Source organism: Peribacillus sp. FSL M8-0224 (assembly GCF_038003055.1).
Lineage (GTDB): Bacteria > Bacillota > Bacilli > Bacillales > DSM-1321 > Peribacillus > Peribacillus frigoritolerans.
Window position 1 is genome coordinate 2,423,524 of record NZ_JBBOOJ010000001.1, and the last position, 16,749, is coordinate 2,440,272.

At 39.4% G+C, this 16,749-nt stretch carries 13 protein-coding genes; 4 read left to right on the forward strand and 9 right to left on the reverse strand.

Annotated elements, in window-relative coordinates; genetic code table 11:
• Positions 1–54 precede the first annotated feature (54 nt).
• From MKX49_RS11650 to MKX49_RS11675, 6 genes are all read right to left on the reverse strand, one after another.
• The gene (locus tag MKX49_RS11650; protein ID WP_340876545.1) at positions 55–1,077 is read right to left on the reverse strand and encodes an LLM class flavin-dependent oxidoreductase; all 1,023 of its coding nucleotides are present in this window, start codon (positions 1,075–1,077) and stop codon (positions 55–57) included.
• A gap of 93 nt (positions 1,078–1,170) precedes the next feature.
• The gene (locus MKX49_RS11655) at positions 1,171–2,169 is read right to left on the reverse strand and encodes an LLM class flavin-dependent oxidoreductase (RefSeq protein ID WP_340876546.1); all 999 of its coding nucleotides are present in this window, start codon (positions 2,167–2,169) and stop codon (positions 1,171–1,173) included.
• Positions 2,170–2,448: 279 nt separating this feature from the next.
• Positions 2,449–4,695 (reverse strand): AAA domain-containing protein, encoded by a 2,247-nt coding sequence (locus tag MKX49_RS11660; RefSeq protein WP_340876547.1) that lies wholly within the window; start codon positions 4,693–4,695, stop codon positions 2,449–2,451.
• A 232-nt stretch (positions 4,696–4,927) separates the two neighbouring features.
• A complete protein-coding gene (gene pepF, locus MKX49_RS11665; protein WP_318292125.1) occupies positions 4,928–6,724 on the reverse strand; it encodes an oligoendopeptidase F in 1,797 nt (598 codons plus the stop codon).
• Between the two features lie 117 nt (positions 6,725–6,841).
• Positions 6,842–7,468: an FMN-dependent NADH-azoreductase gene (locus tag MKX49_RS11670; RefSeq protein ID WP_063593657.1), complete on the reverse strand. Its 627-nt coding sequence runs from the start codon at positions 7,466–7,468 to the stop codon at positions 6,842–6,844.
• A 172-nt stretch (positions 7,469–7,640) separates the two neighbouring features.
• Positions 7,641–8,375: a YqcI/YcgG family protein gene (locus tag MKX49_RS11675; RefSeq protein ID WP_063593658.1), complete on the reverse strand. Its 735-nt coding sequence runs from the start codon at positions 8,373–8,375 to the stop codon at positions 7,641–7,643.
• A 135-nt stretch (positions 8,376–8,510) separates the two neighbouring features.
• Here MKX49_RS11675 and MKX49_RS11680 point away from each other — a divergent pair, with 135 nt between their 5' ends.
• On the forward strand, positions 8,511–8,765 hold the full coding sequence (locus MKX49_RS11680) for an alpha/beta-type small acid-soluble spore protein (protein WP_054395714.1): 255 nt from the start codon (positions 8,511–8,513) through the stop codon (positions 8,763–8,765).
• Between the two features lie 125 nt (positions 8,766–8,890).
• Here MKX49_RS11680 and MKX49_RS11685 read toward each other — a convergent pair whose 3' ends face one another.
• Positions 8,891–10,102 carry an iron-containing alcohol dehydrogenase gene (locus MKX49_RS11685; RefSeq protein ID WP_340876548.1) on the reverse strand — a complete coding sequence of 404 codons (1,212 nt, stop codon included), beginning with the start codon at positions 10,100–10,102 and terminating at the stop codon, positions 8,891–8,893.
• 127 nt (positions 10,103–10,229) lie between these two features.
• The gene (locus MKX49_RS11690; protein WP_340876549.1) at positions 10,230–11,117 is read right to left on the reverse strand and encodes a R2-like ligand-binding oxidase; all 888 of its coding nucleotides are present in this window, start codon (positions 11,115–11,117) and stop codon (positions 10,230–10,232) included.
• A 135-nt stretch (positions 11,118–11,252) separates the two neighbouring features.
• Here MKX49_RS11690 and MKX49_RS11695 point away from each other — a divergent pair, with 135 nt between their 5' ends.
• Positions 11,253–11,939, forward strand: a complete 687-nt coding sequence (locus tag MKX49_RS11695) for a helix-turn-helix transcriptional regulator (RefSeq protein ID WP_323597061.1) — start codon at positions 11,253–11,255, stop codon at positions 11,937–11,939.
• Between the two features lie 39 nt (positions 11,940–11,978).
• Here MKX49_RS11695 and MKX49_RS11700 read toward each other — a convergent pair whose 3' ends face one another.
• Positions 11,979–13,067, reverse strand: a complete 1,089-nt coding sequence (locus MKX49_RS11700) for a branched-chain amino acid aminotransferase (RefSeq protein ID WP_318292118.1) — start codon at positions 13,065–13,067, stop codon at positions 11,979–11,981.
• Positions 13,068–13,710: 643 nt separating this feature from the next.
• On the opposite strand from MKX49_RS11700, the gene MKX49_RS11705 reads away from it, so the two are divergent.
• A complete protein-coding gene (locus tag MKX49_RS11705; protein WP_340876550.1) occupies positions 13,711–14,979 on the forward strand; it encodes an L-lactate MFS transporter in 1,269 nt (422 codons plus the stop codon).
• A 500-nt stretch (positions 14,980–15,479) separates the two neighbouring features.
• Entirely contained in the window at positions 15,480–16,547 is a 1,068-nt protein-coding gene (locus tag MKX49_RS11710; RefSeq protein WP_340876551.1) for an AI-2E family transporter, read from the forward strand.
• Positions 16,548–16,749: the final 202 nt, after the last annotated feature.

The following is a 16,749-nucleotide window of genomic DNA, read 5'->3' on the forward strand; positions in this document are numbered from 1 at the left end:
TATTTTTATAAAAAAGCTTGCAGACACGGGATCTGCAAGCTCATTCTTTAACAATTATTTCATTCCAGTAACCTCTGCAATGATTTCATAAGAACGAAGGCGTGCATCCTGATCATAAATGGCAGAGTTTATAATCATTTCATCCGCCTGTGTTTCATTTAAAAATGCCTGTAACTGCTCTTTTACCTCTTTTGGATTACCTATAATGGAAGCGTTCAGCTGCTTCATGACAATGGCTTTTTCATATTCTGTCCAAAGGCCATCCATCGTATCAACTGGAGGAGCCAGTTGACCGGGTGTGTTCCGTATCAAATTCAAGAACTGCTGTTGGTAAGATGTAGCAATCCTTTGCGCTTCTTCCGTAGTATCGGCTGCAAAAACATTGATACCAACCATGACATAAGGTTTATCCAGAACGTCGGATGGTTGGAAATTATTGCGGTAGCGGGCTAAAGCTGGTTGAGTATTTTCAGGTGAAAAATGGCTTGCAAATGAAAATGGCAATCCCAGCTGTGCTGATAATGCAGCACTGAACCCACTTGAACCAAGCAGCCAAATCGGGATGTCCTGCCCTTCTCCAGGAATGGCGCGAACACGATTATGTTTAGAATCCGCATCTAAATAGCTACGGAGCTGCGCCAATTGTTCAGGAAAATCCTGACCGTTATTACGTACATCACCCCGAAGTGCCATGGCTGTATATTGGTCGCTTCCGGGAGCACGCCCCAGTCCTAAATCTATTCTGCCAGGATACATTGCTTCCAATGTTCCAAATTGTTCTGCGATAACCAGCGGTGCATGATTCGGTAGCATTATGCCTCCAGAACCCACCCGAATTCTTTCCGTCCTGCCTGCAACATAGCCTATAAGCACTGACGTTGCAGAGCTTGCAATCCCAGGCATGCTATGATGTTCCGCTACCCAGAAACGGTTGTAATTCCATTGCTCCGCATGTTTAGCTAATTCTACTGTATTTTTAAAAGCTCCCGAAACTGTACCACCCTCAACAATAGAAGCCAGGTCCAGAACGGAAAAAGAAATGTCGCCAAGTTTTTTTGCATGTTGATCAGCATTCATATCTTCATCTTCTTTCTTTCAATTATGATAAATCGGACGCAAAGCCATCATATAGAAAATACACAAAAAATGCACATAAAATGCTTAAGGGGATTAACTGTTAAGGATTTCCCTGGCAATCAAACGAAACGAATTAAGCCGATCCTCCAACTTATGAGTGATGGTTATCAGCATGATCTCATCTGCCTGATATTTCTCCTGAATCTTCAATAGCCGATCCTTAACTTGTGAAGGGGTACCAAAAATCAGTTTTTTATGCATGGTTTCCATTTGTGTTTTTTCTTTTTCAGTCCATTCATGATTCCTTACCTCTTCTATACTTGGAACCGGCTTTCTTTCCCCATGTCCACTTTGAATTTTCCATAGGGTGTTGCTGAGGGCGATTTCTTTCGCATATTCTTCCGTTTCAGCACAAATGGCCGATACCGTAATAATCGTTTTAGGTGCTTTGAGTATCCCTTTTGTTTGAAAGTGCTCACGGTACTGTTTAAAACTCTGCACGCCATCATTTTCGCTCATGAATTCACCAAACGCGTATGCAGTTCCATTCTCAGCGGCAAGTTTTGCACTTTTCCCGCTTGTTCCCAATATCCATGGTTCAGGGGATACCATTGGGATAGGAGCAGCAGAGACATTTGAAAACGGATGTTCTTTCGGAAATTCATCTCTTAGAAAATTCAACAGTTCTTGAACCAGTTCGGGCATTTTGTATACATTCTGAAGGAAATTATCGGATAAGGCCATTGTTGCTTCGGCAGATCCACCAGGAGCACGTCCCATTCCTATATCAATCCGGCCTGGAAAAAGTGTGGCTAGCATATTATATGTCTCTGCTATTCGGTATGGCTTATAATGCGGAAGCAGCACTGCCCCTGATCCAATCCGGATATTTTTTGTTTGTGCACCAATATAGCTTATCAAAACCTCTGGAACGGAACAGGCCAAGCCAGGCAGATCATGATGTTCAGTTAACCAGATTCTGCTATAACCCAGCCTATCTCCTTCTTGCGCTAGTTGAAGTGAAGCCTGTAAAGCTTCTTGTGCTGATTGTCCGGATGCAATCGGGGATTGATCCAAAATGCCAAGTTTCATTTTATCCCCCCTTCTTGACTTTCGTAACTTAATAGTAAATCATAACTATTTGAAAGTCGCCTGAAACGCTTGCTTTGTTAGTTTAGTTTGCTGCCTTTAGCAAAAAATATAAGGAGTTGAATTAAAATTGGGGAGTATAAGTGAATAGTATATTCTAGCGAGGTATTTGGTTTAATACATCAGGGACACTAGTGGCTCAAATGGTCGTCACTTATTCTATCGAGGTCTTTTTAGGGATATATGTAAAAAAGAAAAGCCCTTTTAAGGGGCTTTTCAAAGCTATTCACTTTTTTTGAATTGAGATAGTAATTCATCTGCCATGATTTTTGAATCCAAACGAGCCGCTATATATGGGGGCTGGACCCGATTATTGGACTCTACGGGCAAACCTAGCCAGACAACTCGTTTATCCAAGATGATAAACGAAAAGGAAACAGGGGAACAAATAAAATGATCCGAGTTGATATCAGGATTTCTTTTTGCTGATATGATCGTCAAATTCACTGCAGGGTTCCGTCTCATTAAATATTGCTGCCATTCTTCAGACAAACTGTTCAAATCCGGTACAGCCATAACTATGTCATGTTTTGTTGATTCAATATCTTCCTGAAAGTCCCCCAATTTACGGGCATGCATCCATCGTAATTTCGGGTGCTGATGTTTAACCCATTTTCCAATGTCTTTCTTTGATACAATCTGATCATTTTGAATTTGGTGATCGACAAGCTGACGAAGTGTTTTACTGCGATAAACGTGTTTGTTAACAAACGAAGTGTCACATACATGTACGAACTTACCCTTAGTCCTTGTTATGGCCACGTTAATCAGCCTTTCACTTTCTCTCCCTGTCAATAACATTCCAGCCCTGTTTTGCGGATAACTATCTACTGTGTCAAAGATCATCATCTCACGTTCACTTCCCTGGAAACGATGTACAGTTGCAGCGATGATATCCGCAGTTTGCCGTTCTTTTTCAAATAAGTCATCCAATAGTTTTTCCATCAATTCTGCCTGGGCACGATATGGGGCGACATAACCAATTGACCTTGAACCGCCCACATAAGCTTCATGAATCAACTGAAAAGATAAAAGCAATTGCCATAAATTCATTCTCGAGTGGGATGTCCGTTCAGTGATGCAATATTCCCCCGCTAAGCTAGTATCAAGAAGTGCCGCTGCCCTATTGGCAAACGGTTCCGCCAGCATTATGCCCTCCCTGCTAGTCGCAACACTTTTATGATCGCCGACAAAATTGTTATAGACGACACGATTAGTGAATGCCGAAATATCCGGATGCATGCGGCGCTGTTCCTTTAATAGGAATAAATGGGGATGGAGTTCTCCTTCTTCAACAGACTGGGCGACACCGGCCCGATGAAATATGTCTTCCTTCAGCCAAAGTTTCACGAGGGAATCACGAGCCGAAGCAATGGGCGGCAATTGTTTGAAATCACCACAAACGATAATATGCTTGGCTAACGCTGCAGCAAAAGCCACCTGAGGAACGTAAGCCATACTCGCTTCATCCAAGATGACCAGATCATACTCCTTTAGATAAACCGTTTCGTCATTTGCGGCTTTAGCTAAGGTCGTCCCGATTACTTTTGCTTCTTTTATGAATTGAATCTCTTTTTGACGGATTTTCTCCAATACTTTGGCCAGCTTTTTCTCTATCTCGATTAACTGATCTGTATCCCTTTTACTGAAGGAACCTGCCAAGTCATATTTTATAAGACGTTTCTCTTCGCCAAGTTCTTCTTTTTCTTTAATTAATGTCGGTTCATGTTTTCCTAATAATTGCCCCGTAACAATATCATCATGGATAGCTAGTGATTCACCGATTTGAGATCCATAGCGAAGCACATCGCCTTCTTTGAAACGATCTTTCTTTTTAATGAATGATGAAATTTCAGCCATCAAAACATCGACAGCCTGGTTGCTATGGGACAAAACTAGAACTTTTTTAGCTTGTAAATAATGATTGGCTACTGTACGAGCCAAAGTATAGGTTTTTCCTGTTCCAGGCGGTCCCCAAACATAAGTGACAGGATTGAACTTCGAGCGGGCATATAATTCTTTCACACTGCTTTGTTTCTCAGTTAAAGGATGTTTTTGAGGCATGGACGGATCCATCAGGCGCTTGATTCGAAGCCTTTTCCTTTTACTTCTCTTGATTTCATCCAAGCGGATGATCAATTGCTCCAGCAATTCCCAGGGATCATGGAATAAAAAGGCTTCACCGATGATATCGCCTAACGAGCGATCAAAAACAATGATTATACTTTTCCCTTCCGATGAGAGGATCCTTCCATCCTGTTTAATCCCTCCCCATTCAAGTCGAACGAGGGAACCGACAGGGATTTTTACCGATGAACCTGTTTCAAAATAATAGTTGAAGGAACCGTCGCTTGTAAGCAGATGCCCGTTCGAAACCAAGTATTTTGTGCTGCCATATTTTTTCAAATGCAGGATTTCAAGTTGAAGTGCCTGCTGCCATTCTTTTATATAATTAACTGTCGAATTCATTTTCCACTTTCCTCACAAAATATGCCATTGTAGTACAAAGAAACTGGCCCATTGGCTAGGCTCCGATGTTGAAAATAACGCTGTCATCATGACTTTTTTCGCGAATTACCTGTTTCTTTTGCATATAAAATAAGGCCCAATCTATTGATTGGGCCTTTCATACGCCAATGTTTTAACTATAGCATTTTTTATAACATCCTACCATGGGCTCTTTTGGAAGAAATGGTTTAGATTAGCCTTCTGTCAACTCACTGAATTGGTCGACGAGATCACTGAAAATCTTCATTGCATTTTCGATCGGATCAGGTTTCGTTAAATCCACGCCTGTTTTCTTAAGCAGCTCCAATGGGAAATCGGAACTCCCGCTTTTCAAGAAAGTCAAATAACTTTCAAGTGTTTTTTTGTCCCCAGAAAGGATCTTATCAGCAATCGTAATGGCTGAAACGTAACCAGTAGCATATTTATAGACATAAAACGGACGATAAAAGTGTGGGATGCGTGACCAGCCATACTTCACTTCTTCATCGAAACTTATTTCATCTCCATTATATGCACGAAATATCGATTCATAGGCTGTATTAAAAACCTCGGCATTTAGAGGTTCTTCATTTTCAGCTTTTTCATGTACAATCTTTTCGAACTCCGCAAACATCACTTGTGTGAAGAATGTTCCTTTAAAACTATCTATGAAATGGTTAAGTAAATGTTTTTTCTTTTGTACGTCTTTTGTTGTCTTAATTAAATGGCGAATCAAAAGGATTTCATTCACAGTGGAAGCAACTTCAGCGACAAAAATGGAATACCCAGCACTTATTTGCGGTTGGTATTTTGAACTATAGTATGAATGCATGCCATGTCCAGATTCATGTGCAAGTGTAAATACACTGTCTAAATCATCACGGTGATTTAATAAGATGAAAGGGTGAACACCATAAAGTCCTAAATTGTAAGCACCTGAACGTTTTCCAGGTGTTTCCCTGACGTCGATATACCTGTTATCCTTAAAGGTTTTAAGGATTGTGATATATTCTTCACCAAGTGGCTTTAGTGCCTCCACCATCAAAGAAAAACCATCATCGTAAGAAATCTCCTCTTTAGCCCCTTCGACTAATGGTACACTTAAATCATAAGCACGCAATTCTTCTACACCCAGCAATTTTTTTCTTAAATGAATGTATTTATGCATGGGTCCGATATTTTGCTTAGTAGACATAATTAAATTATCATAAACCTCTTTTGGAACTTGATCACCAAATAATGATTTTTCCAAGGCAGATGGATAATTTCTCAACTTTGAAAGATTCACATTATTTTTGATTGCCGTGGCAAGTGTGGAAGCGATTGTATTCTTCAATTGTACATATGGCTGATAATATGCGAAATAAGCCTCTTTTCTTTTATCCCGATCATCATCTTCAATCAATTTGGAATACATTCCTCGCGTCAGCTCTACTCTCTCGCCGTCTTCATTCGTAACTTCCCCAAATTTTATATCCGCATTGTTGATCATTCCGAACGTTTTTTGTGGAGCTGAAAAGGCTTCGCCTATTTGGGAAAGCACCTCTTCTTGTTCTTTCGTTAATACATGAGCTTTATAGCGGAAGGAATCCAGTAGATCCTCTTCAAAATATTTCAAACCCTCGACTTCATTTATGTACCCTTTTAATGTTTGTTCTTCCAAGCTTAGAAGAAACGGCATGAAGAATGCAGAAGCATTACTTATTTTCTGCCCTAACTTACCAGCTCGATCCAGCAATGCTTGTGATGAGGTGACCCGTGTATCCAAATCGGCTTGAAGCATGGCAAATACATATAATTTGTTATAAATGTACCCAACTTCCTCACTTAACCGTAAATACTCGAATAAATCTTGAGCTGACTGAATATGGCCATCATAAGTTTTTAATTTTTCTGTCATCTTCAGGACTTCTTGATAATCTTTTTCCCAATTAGCCTGATCTTCGTAAATATCCTTTAAATTCCAAGTTTCTTCTATCTTTATTTCGTCACGTGATTTAAACGTTTGCATACCGTCTGCACTTCCTTTCATGCTTATAGCTTACCCTTTATTATAATCGACTTTCAGAAAAATCTGCATAGAAAAACCAGTATGCTAAAAATACATACTGGTTTACCTTTTTTAAAATTAGAATTTTGCTGCAGTTTCAGCAACTTTCGCCAATCCTTCTGCAACGATATCCTGTGAGCGATCTGGGTATTGATTATGTCCCTCGATTACGACTGTTTCTGGGTTTTTAATGCCCCATAAGTTTAAATTCATCGTTACGTATTTCTCAGCCATTTCGCCAGCTTCCATTCCAGGCAATGCATAATCGGATCCGCGTGCATTAAGTAAAGCCACTTTTTTATCTCCAGCTAAACCAACTGGGCCTTCAGCTGTATATTTGAATGTAGTTCCCGCTTGGGCAAGATAAGAAATATAAGTTACCAATGGTGCCGGAACCGTTGCGTTCCATAGCGGGAAGGCAAATACTACTTTATCGGCAGCAAGGAATTGATTCAAGTATTGTTGCACGATATCAGCAATTTCCACTTCTTCTTCAGTCAATTCAAAGCCTTGGTTGCGTTTATATAAGGCAGTGATTGCAGTGTTTCCGTAGTAAGGCAAGTTCAGTTCAAATAAATCCAATTCAGTTATTTCATCGCTACTATTTGCTTCCTTATATGCGTTCAAAAACGTTTCATACATTTTGACACTGATAGCTTGATCCGCTGGGCGGTCATTTGATTTAACAAACAATACTTTAGACATTTTTGTTCCCCCAATTGTTAATTTTGTATGTTCTATAAAAATAGCATTTAATCCATATATCTCGAATTAACTGCAATTGCTACTTTCACATTATAAAACTGAAAATCCAATAAGGCAAGGATTATGTTTTTTATTTTCAAACGCAAATAAACCGTGAGCAAATTGCTCACGGTTACGTTAATTGTTTATGATGGAAGGGACACTTACCTTTTATCGGTTCTATATCATCCCCTATGAAAAATTGTTTCCATTCATTATGATTTACATCACCAAAGTGACTGATATCAGGATGCTTCGGGAGATTATCCCATTTCTCCACTCGTTCCCGGACCTTTTCACGCGACATGATTCCGCCTTTTTCCGTTCCTTCCAAGCCTTCAAAGATCATCCGGGGCTGGAAACCAAGGACGAGGCTATTTCCTAAATCGCGAGTTTTACGCTGTTTATAAGCAGGTGCATTACCAAAGACAAAGATTGGTTCCCCGGCAAAATGATAGTCCCATAAATAATGATCCGGATCTTTCGGCTTTTCAATTGGCCAAGGTTTTACATCCGCTTGATGCAGGTATTGCAGGATCTCCCAAAACCTTTTACGGTAAAATTCTATATCACCCTCTATCGATTCAGGCTCCATAAAAACGAAAAGGCCATGCCTTATATATGGTGGTTCTTGAAATAAATCAAGAAAGCTTTCCACTGCTTTTGGGAGATTGGACCAATCTTCCTGTGTGATATAAGCATAACGAAGTTCCCCTTTATTTTCAGCTTTCATACCAAAATAACAAGGAAAGGTTTTATCGGTCACTGTTTCATGGAATGTTTGATATTCCTTGATCAGCCATTGTGGCACTCGATCGGGATTTGTCATATCTTCTTTTGTTAACAAGCTTGAATTCGCAGTCAGCATCATTTTTCTCCTTAAATCGTTTTATTATATGTTACCCGCTTTAAATAAACTAAAACTTCTTCGAATTGCAAATCAGGTTTATCATTTTCATTTCATTAGGATAACCTAAGAAAAAAATAGGAGGAGTGTTGCTGAATGGCAAGGAGAAGGAAAATATTAGTATCTGAAGCGCGACAAGGCCTTGATGATTTAAAAGCCAAAATCGCTGGTACAAAGAATCCCGAAGAGGCAAAGTTTGAAGTAGCAAAAGAAATTGGCGTACCGTTGAAAAAAGACTATAACGGTGAACTGACATCCAAGCAGAATGGAAAAATAGGGGGAAAGTTAGGCGGAGGCATGGTCAAGGAACTTATAAAGATGGCACAGGAAAACTTAGGAAAAAAACATTAACCAGAGTCTATCACTGTTGTTCTTAGACATCAGATAACGAAATGAACTGTTTGAATGAAAAATTTTGGGGCTTAACACGTTACAACGCAATAAAAGCCAACCTTTACGGGCTGGCTTTTTTAGTATCAGTTAATTTTCACGGGTGAAACTCTTGAAACAACTGACATTATTAATTCCTCCGACATTGGATAATTAGCGGCAGCTGGATCGGTCATTACTGCTTTCAGAATTCTTTCCATATCCGACTGGTTAATTTCATAGGCGCTGAAGTCGGAAGCCAGACCAAGATCAGATAGGAACACACGTAGCTTTTCTACCACTTTCGCTAAGATCCTTTTTGAATCTTCATCCTGTATTTTCACACTAAAGGCTTCAGCTATCAAATGGGCCTTTTGAAGATATAAATCCGGGATTGATTCCATGACGACCGGTAATAATACGGCATTTGCCAGTCCATGCGGAATACGGAATAACGCCCCATATGCGTGGGCAAAATTATGAACCGGAATCGCATTCAATGCACTACAAAATGCAGTGATTCCCATCATGCTTCCATGCAGCATTTCCATTCTAGCCTCAATATTCGTTCCATCTTTTACGGCCCTCGGTAAATTTCTTTCAATAACTCGAATGGCCTGATATCCATATGCATCGGTTATTGATGTCGCAGCAGGTGAAATGATCGCTTCAATTGCATGTGTCAATGCATCGGCACCAGTAAACGCCGTAATGTCAGACGGCAGTCCGACTGTTAACTCGGGATCAAGAATCGCAACATCCGAACTTAAAAAAACATTGTAAATATTCATTTTGACTTTTTTATGTTCATTATATATGACTGCGATCGGGGACACTTCAGAACCGGTTCCTGCTGTTGTGGCTACGGAAATATGCGGGATATTCATGGATTGTGCTTTTGGAAAACCCTCATATAGAAAACCGCTTGGTATTGAATCATTTATATCCGTAATTCCTTTATATAATCCGTATTTCAATGCTTTTGAGGTATCGATGACGCTCCCTCCACCAATGGCAAGGATGGCATCGGCATGAACTTCGCGTGCATATTTCAATGCTTCGTTTACACATTTACTCGCCGCGTCTTGTGTTACACCCAGAAACTGTCCAACTATTTCAGCTTTGGCACCCAATTTCTGCTGCTCAAAAGTTTCGGCAACTTTTTTAACGACGCCTGCATTTTCCAAGCCAGCATCACTCACGAGCAGAATCCTTCTTGCCCCGAGACCATTGAATAGGCCCGGTATGAGTGAACGAGTGTTAGTGCCACTGTAAACCGAAGACCTTAACCAAAAATTCGAATGAGCATTTACCTTCATATCGTTTCACCTCGGATTTAATAGTCAATATTCGGAGTTTAAGCTCCTTCATACGCTGCATTCAAGTTCCTGACGGCCATCCATTAACGAATGTAAACTCACATTATGCTTGTATCTTATTTCGGCATTACAAAACCCCATATTCAATTTCATTACTTTGATAGATTTCTTCAATCCCTTTCCCTTTTGCCCTGGCTAATATCTCCATCCGCACTGATAATTGTTTCAGGGTAAAATTCAATACAGCTTGTTGGTCATTACCAAAAGGATTTCCTAACCGATCATATCCCTCCGTATTTAACGTGATGGCCAGTGGTGAAAGCTCCTCCATCCTCTTTTCAACCTGTTTAAAGATATGTGGATGTTCACTAATGATTCGCTGCAGCAGGAAAGTTCCATATGCAATATGGCGTGATTCATCCTTCTTCAATAAACCCACACCTTTTAATAAACCAGGCATCATTTTATTAGCTTCAAGAGTCTGATAGAACCCGAAATATCCAGTTTCTGCAAGAACGCCTTCGGTAAACATATTATAAACAGTGGCTGCTTCTGCCAAGGCTTCTGGTGATTGATCGGTTAAAAGTTTCTCCATCGTTTCAGGCAATATTTCATAAAAAATCGATTTATAAGTGTCTGAGTGATACACCGTCAAATCACCCGTTTCACCAATTTGATCTAATGTATAGCGAAAGAACTCCATATGCTTCGCTTCCTCGAACAGAAATGTCGTTAAGTACATTTCTTCTTCGATCCGGCCTTCTTTGGCTATCGTCATTATGAGCGGCAGCAAATCCAAAGTCACAGCTTCTTCCCCGCCCTGAAAAAGGGAAATGATCCGTAATAACACTTCCCTTTCAATGTCAGTAAATGACTTCCAATCTTCTTTATCCTGGCTGAAATCAATGTCTCGAGGATTCCATATACCGAATTTCTTTGCCTTTTGGTAAAGTTTAAATGGTAGGGTATCTTCTCTAAAACTCCTGCTTGTGGTCGTTAAACTCTTTCTTTTCATGGTAATGCCTCCTTGAAATGAACTTTAAACTTTTGAATCTCTAAGGATTTTTAAATTTGTAAGAGTTTTCATTATATTGTAAGATATTAGTAGTATTTATCCTAGTACTGAAAATGTAGGGAGGAATTAAGTCGAATGCTTGAGGAAACTCTGATGAATCATGTAAAAAAGATTTCCCACCAAAAAGATACGGCAAATAAATCACAAATGATCGTAAAGGGCTGTGTGGATTTTTTTTCATTTCAACGAGCATCTTTATTCAGTTACTCAAGTTTAACAGGAATGGGTGAAGGAATTTGTGCATGTACAAGTGAAGATACTTTTTCATTACATAATGTTAGAGAAAATATTCATGATATATACCCGATCCACCAAGCAGTCATCCATAACAAGCCCATATACTTAACCATTCAGCATGCTAAATCCTCCATCCCTGCAAAATACGTTAAAAGATTTTCCATTTCTTCATTGGCAATCATTCCGATAATTGTGAATGACTTGGCCATCGGTATAGTGTTGGTTGACCCCATTCACGCCAACGAGCCCGTTACCAAGAATGATTTAATGAAGCTTTCCCATTATTTGAAACTGGCTGTCAGTTCAACATTCGATTCCACCCCTCCCACCTACCTTCTAAGCAAACGTGAAGTGGAGGTCCTTCAATATTTAGCCAATGGGATGGGATTAAAGCAAATGGCACCAAAAATGGGCGTTAGTGAATTTACTGTCAGAGATCATATTTCTTCTGCTATCAGGAAATTGGGAGTGAATCACCGGACCGAGGCCGTCGCAGTTGCCATAAGGCACAAAATGATTATCTGAAAGCAAAAAAAAAACCTTCAAAGAAGGTTTTTTTAAGTATCATTGAGTCACTTTTTCTTCAACTTTCGTAGTCCAGCTCAACTCGTCTGCGACTTTACCTGTTTGGACACCTGTCAGTGTATCATAAAGCTTTCTGGAAAGTTCGCCCGTTTCTCCGCTTTGAACAATCATTTCTTCACCATTCCACAAAAATTCACCAATTGGTGATATGACCGCGGCTGTTCCCGTTCCAAAGGCCTCTTCCAAGTGACCCAATTTATAGGCTTCATGGACTTCCTCCATCGAGATGCGTCTTTCCGACACGGGAAGACCCCAATGTTTCAGCAATTCTATAATGGAATCACGAGTAATACCCGGAAGGATGCTTCCATTTAAAGCAGGGGTGATGATTTCACCATTAATTTTGAAGAAAACATTCATGCTTCCAACTTCTTCGATATATTTTTTCTCCACTCCGTCTAACCAAAGAACTTGAGCATAACCCATCTTTTCGGATACTTCCTGGGCTTTTAGGCTCGATGCATAATTACCGCCCGTTTTGGCTTCACCTGTACCTCCATTAACTGCACGTGTAAAAGCTGACTCCACTGCAATTTTAACTGGATGGATGCCTTCTTTATAATACGATCCCACTGGTGACATGATGATGATGAACTGATACTTATTCGATGGAGATACTCCAAGATAAGGCTCAGTAGCTATAATGAATGGCCTGATATATAATGATGTCCCTTCTGCCTGGGGAACCCAATCCTTATCAACGCTAATTAAAGTCTTTAAGGCCTTCAACGCGAAATCAACGTCGACATCCGGTATGCATAATCGGCTATTCGAACTATTTAAGCGTTGGAAATTCTTTTCCGGACGGAATAAGATAATTTCATCCTCAGGTGTTGCATATGCCTTCAATCCTTCAAAAACGGATTGACCATAGTGAAAAATCATAGCTGACGGCTCCAATGAGAGCGGTTGATAAGGAACAATTCTTGGATCATGCCACCCTTGCCCTTGTGTGTAATCCATAATAAACATATGATCGGTAAACTGCTTACCGAACTCAAGCTGGTCCGCTTGTGGTTTTTCTTTCTTTGTTGTACTAAGCGTGATTTGCATGTCATGTTCCTTCATTACCAAAACCCCTTGTTGATTAAATTTACAAGATTTCACTTCCATAAAATCTATCTTTCATTAGTTTACTCCTATAAGGAATCATAGTTCAAGCCTTTAAGACGAAATTTTCGGAATTTTTTAAAATAAATTGGTTTTTCTTTGATTTCCAGACTATGATACCTGAAAAAAGAATCAATTATTCCTGAAACCACTAAAAATATCAATTCCGAGTGGTACGCTAATATGTCTTGAATATTAGATTAATTTTATCAAACTAATCACTATAAAGCCAATGAGAATAAATCTGGTTCATCGCACCTTAAGAGTAAATTCAATCGTTTCCCTTTTTGTAACCAGGAAAATCGATAAATGAAAAGACTTTTGGCAGATTCGTGAATAATGCACCAAAGCAATACCTGCAAACCTTATATGTATATTAAAAGCCTTAGAATAAATAACATTTTTAATCCGAATCCATAAAGTGTTTTTTCCCAACTCTAAGCACCGAGGAAAATTTTACATGAATTTCAATTTAGCAGTTTACTACTAAATAATATTCTTATATACTTATCCCACGAGATAGATAAAACGCATGCAAAACGATATATTATAGATAAAATGCATGCAACTTTCTTATTCTTTAACGAAAAGGGGTAACAACATGACAAAAAACAGATGGTTAATCGCTTTATCCGCTATCGCCATTCACCTATCCATTGGCGGTGCATACGCATATAGCGTTTACAAAAAACCATTAGTCGAGACCATGGGGTGGTCAGAAACTGAAGTTACGTTAGCATTCACAATAATGATGGCGCTTGCAGGAACTTCTGCTGCCTTCTTTGGCAAATTCGTAGAAAAAAATGGTCCAAGGAAGTCAGCTATGGTCGCTGCCGTATTATTCGGATTAGGACAAGCCGGTTCCGGTTTAGCAGTAATGGTCGATTCACTTCCGCTTTACCTATTGACATATGGGGTGTTAAGTGGACTTGGTATGGGGATTGGGTACATTTCACCAGTATCCACTTTAGTCAAATGGTTCCCAGATCGCAGGGGATTGGCAACAGGAATGGCAGTATTAGGTTTCGGTGCCGGAGCTCTCATTACAGCCCCAGTCGCTGCAAGCCTTATGGAATCCGTTGGCATTTATACTACATATTATATTTTAGGCGCAGGCTATTTCATACTGATGTTCTTAGGGGCATCCTATATTGCACCTCCAAAAGCCAACTGGCTACCTGAAGGAATGAAGAAAGATATTGAGTCCGGTAAGAAAGAACTGAAGAAAGACCTAAGGCAATTAACTGCAAAAGAAGCGGTTAAAACTAAACACTTCTGGATGTTATGGTCCATGAAACTGATAAATACAAGTGCAGGGATCATGATGATTTCGGTAGCTTCACCTATGGCTCAAGACGTTGTCGGGCTGTCTGTAGCAGGTGCAGCAACATTAGTTGGTATTATGGGAATCTTTAATGGCGGAGGAAGACTTGGCTGGGCAGCAGCATCTGATTATATTGGACGTCCAAATGTTTTCGTCATTTTCTTCATCATTCAAATCGGAGCGTTCCTTTTACTTCCTACCACTACAAATACACTATTGTTCCAAGGACTCATCTTGCTGGTCGTGAGTTGTTACGGAGGAGGATTTTCAAATCTCCCTGCGTTTGCCGGGGATTTATTTGGAACTAAGGAAATTGGGGCCATCCACGGTTACCTTTTAACTACATGGTCTCTAGGCGGAGTTTGCGGACCTATGTTAGTTACCGCAATCAGGGAAAGTACGAACAGTTATATCCCGGTATTCTATGTTTTCGCAGCATTAATTGCGATAGCATTCGCCATTTCCATCTGGTTGCGTCTGGACATCAAAAAAATGCAAAGAGAACAGAAACAAGGCGCAACGAACACATTAGGTAAAATATCCTAATTTAATAACCTTTATAAAAAGGCATGATCAAGTAAACTTCCATAACCGGAATTTACCTTGGTGATGCCTTTTTTGTTTTGGCCTAACCGGCGGCTGCTCTTAAAAAACTTTCGGATATCTTCCGGATCGATATCTTTTTGGAACTTTTTACGATTTATCATCCCAGAAGGATTTCTAGCTGGTGCAGTTTTGCGCATTGCTTAAACTTAACCGCAGTAGTCTAGGAAATGCATTTATTGGGCTTATCGACTTATGAACGTGAGGACAGGTAAAAATCAAAGTGACCAAATATTTTTAAAAGTTGACTTTTATTTCAATGAAAGTCTTGTTTTTGTTTGCTTGCCGCTATATTAACAGACTGTATTCCCATTTAATTCTGGTCAGCCATATCGAAAAAAGTTGAATGATCATTTTACACCAAACAATTAGAACAAGTTATTTAGTTTAACATTAAGCTAAATCAGGGAATCAAGTAAGAGATGGAATTAGGGGGGATTGTCTTGTGGATCAATAAACCGTTTTTCAAATATGCTTGCGCGATAATTTTGATCATTTTAATTATTTTTTTACTGGGTAAGATTGATTATGTTCTGCTGCCGCTGCAAAAAATCATTGCTGCCATGTTTTTTCCTATTATTGCGGCTGGGCTTTTATACTATATATTACGGCCGGTCGTTAACTTGTTAACTGAATTTATCCCGAGGTCAGCTAGTATCTTTACCGTGTTTTTGATTATATTTAGTATGATTGGGATGGTAGGTTACTTTGGCAGTCCTGTAATCGTTGACCAATTTCAAAAGTTATCTGAAAACCTCCCCAGCAAAGTCAAGGAATTCTCTAAAGAATCTGAAGTCATGATTGAAAAAAATGATTTTGGCATGGTAAATATGGAAGAGTTGAAAGAAAAAGCGGTCACACATTTGAAAGATTATTCGGAAAAACTCATCGTGAATGTCAATACCATTTTATCCACGGTCACTAGTGTATTAACAGTATTGTTCATTACACCATTCATCTTATTCTATTTCTTGAAGGATGGAGATAAATTACGACCATTTCTATTAAAATACATACCGAACGATGTAGAATCAGAGGGGAACACAATTTTAAAAGACGTCGATAAAGCCCTCTCAACTTATATTATCGGTCAATTCATCATATCAATTGTCATAGGGACTTTGATGTATGTTGGCTACCTTATTATCGGTCTCGATTATGCACTCGTATTAGCCTTATTCGCCATGATTTTTACCGTTGTACCATTCCTTGGTCCATTAATAAGCATCATCCCCGCCCTTTTCATTGCCTTGCAGCAAGATATTGGGCTGGCAGTGAAAGTACTCATTGTCCTTACTGTCGTTCAACAGGTCGAAGGGCACTTGGTTACACCGAATATAATGGGTAAACGGCTTAACATTCACCCGCTTACCATTATCCTATTGCTGCTTGCTGCTGGATCAATATATGGATTCATTGGCATTTTAATCGCTATCCCTACCTATTCCGTAGTAAAAACGATTATAGGGAATTTCAGGAAGTTTTACAGGTTACGGAATAGGGTTACATAAACAGGAAAAGTTGTATACACACTTAATTAAAAGAACGATTAAAAATAAAAACAAAAAGCACTCGTTTCAGACTGTAGACCAACTCTTAAGTAAGAGAATTGAACTGCCCCGTAAATGTTAGACACCAAACTAACATTTACGGGGTGTTTTTTCTTTCAAAAAAAGTTCCATTCCATTTCATAAATCACTAAAAACCATTATG

Excerpts from the sequence above, each read along its gene's own strand:
- MKX49_RS11650 (WP_340876545.1), bottom strand. The coding sequence starts at position 1,077 with ATGAATGCTGATCAACATGCAAAAAAACTTGGCGACATTTCTTTTTCC.
- MKX49_RS11655 (WP_340876546.1), bottom strand. The coding sequence starts at position 2,169 with ATGAAACTTGGCATTTTGGATCAATCCCCGATTGCATCCGGACAATCA.
- MKX49_RS11660 (WP_340876547.1), bottom strand. The coding sequence starts at position 4,695 with ATGAATTCGACAGTTAATTATATAAAAGAATGGCAGCAGGCACTTCAA.
- pepF (WP_318292125.1), bottom strand. The coding sequence starts at position 6,724 with ATGCAAACGTTTAAATCACGTGACGAAATAAAGATAGAAGAAACTTGG.
- MKX49_RS11670 (WP_063593657.1), bottom strand. The coding sequence starts at position 7,468 with ATGTCTAAAGTATTGTTTGTTAAATCAAATGACCGCCCAGCGGATCAA.
- MKX49_RS11675 (WP_063593658.1), bottom strand. The coding sequence starts at position 8,375 with ATGCTGACTGCGAATTCAAGCTTGTTAACAAAAGAAGATATGACAAAT.
- MKX49_RS11680 (WP_054395714.1), top strand. The coding sequence starts at position 8,511 with ATGGCAAGGAGAAGGAAAATATTAGTATCTGAAGCGCGACAAGGCCTT.
- MKX49_RS11685 (WP_340876548.1), bottom strand. The coding sequence starts at position 10,102 with ATGAAGGTAAATGCTCATTCGAATTTTTGGTTAAGGTCTTCGGTTTAC.
- MKX49_RS11690 (WP_340876549.1), bottom strand. The coding sequence starts at position 11,117 with ATGAAAAGAAAGAGTTTAACGACCACAAGCAGGAGTTTTAGAGAAGAT.
- MKX49_RS11695 (WP_323597061.1), top strand. The coding sequence starts at position 11,253 with ATGCTTGAGGAAACTCTGATGAATCATGTAAAAAAGATTTCCCACCAA.
- MKX49_RS11700 (WP_318292118.1), bottom strand. The coding sequence starts at position 13,067 with ATGAAGGAACATGACATGCAAATCACGCTTAGTACAACAAAGAAAGAA.
- MKX49_RS11705 (WP_340876550.1), top strand. The coding sequence starts at position 13,711 with ATGACAAAAAACAGATGGTTAATCGCTTTATCCGCTATCGCCATTCAC.